7 protein-coding genes and 1 pseudogene are annotated in these 5847 nt (G+C 39.1%); 1 reads left to right on the plus strand and 7 read right to left on the minus strand.

Annotated elements, in window-relative coordinates:
- Positions 1-376: hypothetical protein (locus tag BLS89_RS10490; protein ID WP_221403662.1), on the plus strand; the 376-nt coding region annotated here is incomplete at its 5' end.
- Here the strand turns inward: BLS89_RS10490 and BLS89_RS10135 are convergent.
- The 7 genes and pseudogenes from BLS89_RS10135 to BLS89_RS10165 all read right to left on the minus strand — a co-directional run.
- The gene (locus tag BLS89_RS10135) at positions 300-731 is read right to left on the minus strand and encodes a hypothetical protein (protein ID WP_092738087.1); all 432 of its coding nucleotides are present in this window, start codon (positions 729-731) and stop codon (positions 300-302) included. The two genes, BLS89_RS10490 and BLS89_RS10135, sit on opposite strands and share 77 nt — an antisense overlap.
- Entirely contained in the window at positions 728-1249 is a 522-nt protein-coding gene (locus BLS89_RS10140) for a phage virion morphogenesis family protein (protein WP_092738089.1), read from the minus strand. Before BLS89_RS10140 ends, BLS89_RS10135 begins: the two co-directional genes overlap by 4 nt.
- Positions 1250-1288: 39 nt before the next feature.
- On the minus strand, positions 1289-2074 hold the full coding sequence (locus BLS89_RS10145) for a DNA methyltransferase family protein (RefSeq protein WP_092738091.1): 786 nt from the start codon (positions 2072-2074) through the stop codon (positions 1289-1291).
- 103 nt (positions 2075-2177) lie between these two features.
- Entirely contained in the window at positions 2178-3335 is a 1158-nt protein-coding gene (locus BLS89_RS10150; RefSeq protein WP_092738093.1) for a phage head morphogenesis protein, read from the minus strand.
- Positions 3336-3499: 164 nt separating this feature from the next.
- Complete coding sequence (locus BLS89_RS10155; RefSeq protein ID WP_092738095.1) at positions 3500-4762, minus strand: phage portal protein family protein; 1263 nt, start codon at positions 4760-4762, stop codon at positions 3500-3502.
- Positions 4763-4773: 11 nt separating this feature from the next.
- The gene (locus tag BLS89_RS10160; protein ID WP_092738097.1) at positions 4774-5187 is read right to left on the minus strand and encodes a DUF1320 family protein; all 414 of its coding nucleotides are present in this window, start codon (positions 5185-5187) and stop codon (positions 4774-4776) included.
- Positions 5188-5190: 3 nt separating this feature from the next.
- A pseudogene (locus BLS89_RS10165) lies at positions 5191-5847 on the minus strand (hypothetical protein); the annotation flags it as partial.

The following is a 5847-nucleotide window of genomic DNA, read 5'->3' on the forward strand; positions in this document are numbered from 1 at the left end:
AAACCCCAACTTGTACAATAGGTTGGGGTTTTGTATTTTTGCAGTAATGAGTAACTTACCACAAAGCAAAGGCAGAAATACAGAACTTATCCGCTACCGCAATGAAAAATTAGCGGCGCGCTTCTATTATTACTCTTTTATCTTAGGGCTAAAGTTTTCAAGATGCTTAGAACATCTTATTCTTGAATTTGACCTATCGGAAAGCCGTATTTGCGACCTTATCTCCGACTATGCTGCTTATATTTCAAATTTGGAATACCGCAATATCGGTATATCTCAGCTAAAACAAACTTACCCATTTATGGTTTGGACGCCTCCTGCTTCCAGCTACAAGAGTAACGCTCGGCAGTTATCCTTAGACCTTTTCTCTGAGTAATCTCCGTAAGGTTAAGCCTATTGAAAGTTTCAAAATGACCATCTTCGTAGCCTTGCAGTTTATTATAGATTTTTTCGGCTAAGTCAAAGTAAGAAAAAGCCCTTTCCTGCCGGTCTTTTTCTGTAAGAGAGCAGGTGTCTTGTGCTTTCGTTACCAGCGTGATGGTAAATTCGGCATTTACTTGTTGGTATATATCATGAAAAGAATCCGTGCTTACAATATTGATACCTATAAGTACAGCAGGGTAAGCCAGTGGCGGCTGCTCCTCCATTATCTGCCCAAAGTTTAGGTCTATATACTCTATTTCCGGAATAGTTTTTAACAGTTCAAAGAGTTTTAAATAAAGAGTTTTCATTTTTTAAAAATTTTCTGGAGTTCTAATGTTACCGTGTTTTTAATTCTTTGTCTAAGCTCTGAGGAGCTTTCTTCGTTGCCTATAAACTGGCGTTTAGGGATATTTTGGTTGATAGTTCGAGAAAAGCCTTTTACCGGTATAGCTTGTCCTTTTTTACCCCTTCGCAGGAAAGGATTAACATTTTGTTTTACCACACCCGAAAAGCCCTCGTTATGCGTTTTGGCATAGGGAACATCTGTACCCCCAGCGACTATAGTTACCCTATCTTTTTCTATTCTACCAATACGAATACTTCGCCTTAGCTTAGCTGTTTTAACGAGTAATACTCGCCCCTCTTCGTCCCGTTTACCCCATTTGGTTGGGTTTTTGCGTTTTTGCCAAGCTTCGCCGTTATAGCTTTGGCGGTTGAAATTATCCTGTGCAAAATTTACGACTTCCTCACCGATAGCAGCTGGTAGTTCTCGCATGGTTTGAGCTAAACGCTCTTGCGTTTGTTTTATAAATTCCTCTGCGGTCATCTTTTAAAATAATTTTAAATAGGTTTTAATAATATTTCATTAATTAAAGTTGTATATATTGAACTTCCATTGTTCTTCTTTGTAGCCTTGCTTATCTTGAATATAAAACATTTGCTCGTGTCCCCACCTAAGCTCTCCGCCATCCTCTTCTTTCTTGTAATACTCCGTTGCACCATAGGTCAGCCCTCTCATTGTAAAAGCAATGCCCCAGCCTTTGGACAGCCCTTCCCAGTTGTTACTCGGACACACAAACCCCTGAGGCATAAAGCTGTATTCCCAATCTACATTCTCTCGGAAAATAGCACTTTCCGCTCCTTGAATTAGTGCTATTTTGTGAAAACACCCCAAAAGGACAGGGTCAAATTCCAGCATCCGGTAATAAAACAATATTGTTTTATTTTTGGTTTTATGGTCGTATTTGTCCAAAACTTCCTGATAAGCCAATGTCTGACAGCTTTCTACAGCGGATAAATTCTCGTAAGGAGGATTGGTGATAATTAAAAGATTATCCGCAAATCCATAAAGCTCGGGTGGATAAAGCTCTTCCATTGGTGTGTTGAGGAAATCCATTTGACGGCACGGAATACCCTTACTTTGACAAATTTCCACATCCTCAGCCTCTAAGGTAGTCCCAAACACAAAAGCATTAGGAAACCTCCTTTTTACAGCTTCCAATAAAGCACCCTCTCCCGCACAAGGGTCATACCAAGCACATTTTTCAGGTTCATTCAATACATCACTCATATACCTTACCGCTAAATCTGCATAGTAAGGTGGTGTATAAAAAGCTCCTGTTTGTTTCCTCCTTTCTGCCGTTAGTTGCATATTTTGTAGTTATAAAAAGTTTTTATATATTTGCGCTATAACTGCGGGGCGTAAAACCTCTGCGACCCCTTAGCCTTTTGGCTAAGGCAAAAGCACAGACTTTTTAGTTTGTGCTTTTCCCTTTATAATACGCCACTCTACCATTTGGATAAATTATTATAATTTCTTTCGGCATTTCTGTTTTTTTATCATTAAATAATACTTCCATCTGATTTTCAATATTTCTAATAGGTACAAAGTGGTTTAATTTGATGGCTACTTTATCAGATTGTTTCGTTCCGTGCTTTATCATATGCCATAGCTTTTGCTTTCTAAATTTACCCTCGTAACTTTCCATTTCCCAATAGTCAGCATCCGTTTTAATATCCGTTACCTTTCCATAAATAGGAGCATTTTCAAAATGATAATCATAAGCCCAATGCGTAGGTTTTATTTCCGGTAATACTTTTGTTTCTTTTGGCTTTAGATAATCTTTCAGAGTCTTAGCGATTATCAATCTATTTTCGTACTCTCTTTCTATTCTTGGACGTTCATTTTCAGAGGTAGTATGTTTTTTCGCTACAGCCGATACTTGTATTCCGTCTATCTCAGTAAACTCCAGCTCCTTTGTCAATAGTTTAGGTGTATTCGCTATATAACTATTCTCTTCCGTAAAAATCTCTCCGGTAGCTCCTACATTATTCAAAAAGGCTTTTGGTATATCTATATAGGGAAGTAATTTTTGCGGTGTAGGTTCAGCATTCCGTAGCTTGATAACATCTGTCCGACAATTAAAGTGGTTCGGTGGGAAATAGTGTTGCAAAAAAGGGTCATCTACTTCTACAATTATATCACTCAGAGGCGTGCATATTTCGGAGGTATGACTGTCCATTGTTACCTTGAACTGTACATACGGAAATATATGTTTATCTCTCTGTATTTCCTGCCATTTACGGCTCATCATAGCTCCTGCTATAATGGTATCGTATTCGGTTTTTAGGTAGCGGTTGGACATTCCTACTATCCGCATTGCTTCACGCTTGAATTCACTCCACGAGCGTATACTCCCATCGGGACGAAGAAGCAAATTATTAAGACGAATACAATCATTGTAATTCTTTGCTACAGAAAAACGCCATACATTATTTTTTAGCACTTCTCGAGCTATAAAATCGGGCGTATCATACTCTATACCTTTGTAGATGTAGCCTTTGTCCACTGCAGTTGATAACTCCCTCCCTGTCTTTTTTACTATCTCTGTAGAAAAGCCGTCTTTAGGCACGTTTTTATCTTTGTAGATACCCCTGATAGTATCTATCCAATCTTTTGCCAGTAAGTCTGCCCAGTCGGGCTGGTCGTTGTTTTCACCGGAAAGATAAGTACAGCAAGTATTTTGATATTCTTGCTCTAATTTTTGCCAGTCCAGCTCCTCGTATAGATAGAAGTCTATCGAGGAGCGTCTCCGAAAAAATCTTTTATCTTGTCAAATAGTGATAGTTCTTTAGCTTTTACCTTTTTAGGCTTTTTCTCCTTATCTTGTTCATCGAGGTCTTCCCCTGTTGGTTGTTCTTCCAGACGCTCCTCGTTGCCGTTATTTTTTTTGTTGTCTTTCTCTTGGGTTTTATTTCCTCTCGGTAGTCCAAATTCTTCATAAAAATAATCATCATCTACGCCGTCCGCCGTGATTTGGTTCACGCGTTCTGCAATGTTGAGTTTGTCAACCGGAGCTATTTTCCCCTGCTCCTCAATAAAGTTAAAAAATCCACCCGCTACCGGATACCCTCTTTTTTCGAGGCGAGGTTTAAGTTCATAGTTGAGTATCCTCATTACAAACCTTTTGTCGGATAGCTGTAAATCATCCTCCGTGTCGCCGTGTACTTCAGCTTGTGCAAGCGAAGTACCATCGGTGGTAGTCATAGTTTGCCCTTGTACCGTGATTAAGATTTGTTTATCTAAGTAGTCTAAAAAATCTCTATGCACCTGCCCGTTAGACTGCTGCGTTTGAATGGTCTCCACTTGAGATTTATTGGACATAGTCATACTTCCCGCAGCCCCTCTTTTTTGAAAAGCCAGCTCCATTTCCTGCTGTCCTTTCTCATCATCGGGGTCGTACTTACCTATCAGCTGAGGAATACCGAAAAGCTCGCAAAATTGAGCATAGTCAGCTCCTCCGTTACGTTTAAATATAGCGTAAGGTGCGGTGCGAGCAAATATACCTAAATCCTTATCATCGCCTACATTTAGGATAAAATCGTCATTTTCATAGGTAATGCCATCCGTGCCGGTAGTATCATAGAGGATGATTTTGTTAAGTGTATCAAGATGCCTGCGGTCTATACTCTCCACCGAAAAACCATTATCAAAATTTAATTCAATAATGCTTTTTCCATAAAACTTAGATAACATTACCTCTCTTAGTAGCTTTTCGAAGTCCGGACTATCCATAAAATCCCACATCTCTTCTATTTCTTTGCCATCCTTTTGAAAGATGAGGCGGGAGTTGAGTACAGCTCTCACTCTTTTTTCTACGGCTTCGAAAAGCACACCGTCCAAAAGAAGGTTGTCGTATAGCTCAATAGTATTTTTTCTTTTGCCCCTATACGCCATTGTAATAGCGGAAGTCCAGTTTTGAATTTCTAAAGGGTTTACCCGCTGAGGTTTGACAATGAGTACTTGCGAGATATTGATATTTTTGTTTTTAGCTTTCATAGATTGGTTTTTTAATATCGGTTACTTCTTGGAGGTTCAGAGTGATAACTGAATGATTTGACGCTATTGCTATCGGTTTCGTCTAATTTTGGAAGGTTTGCAGGCATACCCTTATAAACTGCCGTTAGCCAATTAACAGCCTGTTCATAGCGGAATTTTTTATCCTCGTAGTTAATGCTTGGATTAGCTAAGCCTACAAGCTCCCAAATTGCAATATCCTTAATGATTTTCACGAGTAAAGGACTTCTTTCGCTTCCGGTCTTTGAGAATATCTCTGTTACATTATAGTCTTTCATAAGCTTGGTAGTGGCAAATTCTACTGCCATATCTATACTCGCAAGCGCAATGGTTTCGTCATCTTTAATAATCGCTCGGAGCTCCGCCTCGTAGCAGTGTGTTTTCAACTCTTCAATATCTATATACATAGCTTAGTATCTTTTTTTATTTTTAGGTTTTCCGTAAATTTTAGGCTCGTGGTTACCAGATAAGCTTTTGTGGTTGAGTACCCACACAGCGCCCTCTACAGCATCGGGAGCATCATCATTAGCTCTACTCTTAGGCGAAAGTGCCAAAAACTGAAATTCTGTATCCTTCATATCTTCCCGTCCTTTCAGCTCTTCGTTGAAAATAAGCTTTCCGTTGCGGTTGAGTGGTTCGAGGTTGCTTTCTATCCGGTAAAATTTTTCAGGTTTTCTCCTCTCATCGGCACGAAGCGGGAGCGTGATATTAAAGCGTTTGTTTGCTTTTTTTATCTCTCTTTTCAGGGTATCGTCTATAAAAGGATACTCTATATAGAAATAGACTGAAACCCCTGTATTTGCAGTTTTTAGGTATGTAAGATATAGATGCTCCAGCATCTTGGCGGTAGTCGTTTTCTGACAAAACATATCAAGGATATGATATTCATCTTTGTATTTACCTACTAACGCCGTAGCTTTATAGTCGCCGTTTTTCTTATAGGAGGGGTCAGTATACGAAACAAGGAATTTATATTTTTTTAAGTCTTGTAATTTAGCGTATTTCAGTGATTTAAAGACTTTTCCTATACTGACCGGATTATTAAAATATTCCCCCTGTATTGCTTG

Origin of the sequence: Riemerella columbipharyngis (genome assembly GCF_900101995.1) — a bacterium.
Lineage (GTDB): Bacteria > Bacteroidota > Bacteroidia > Flavobacteriales > Weeksellaceae > Riemerella > Riemerella columbipharyngis.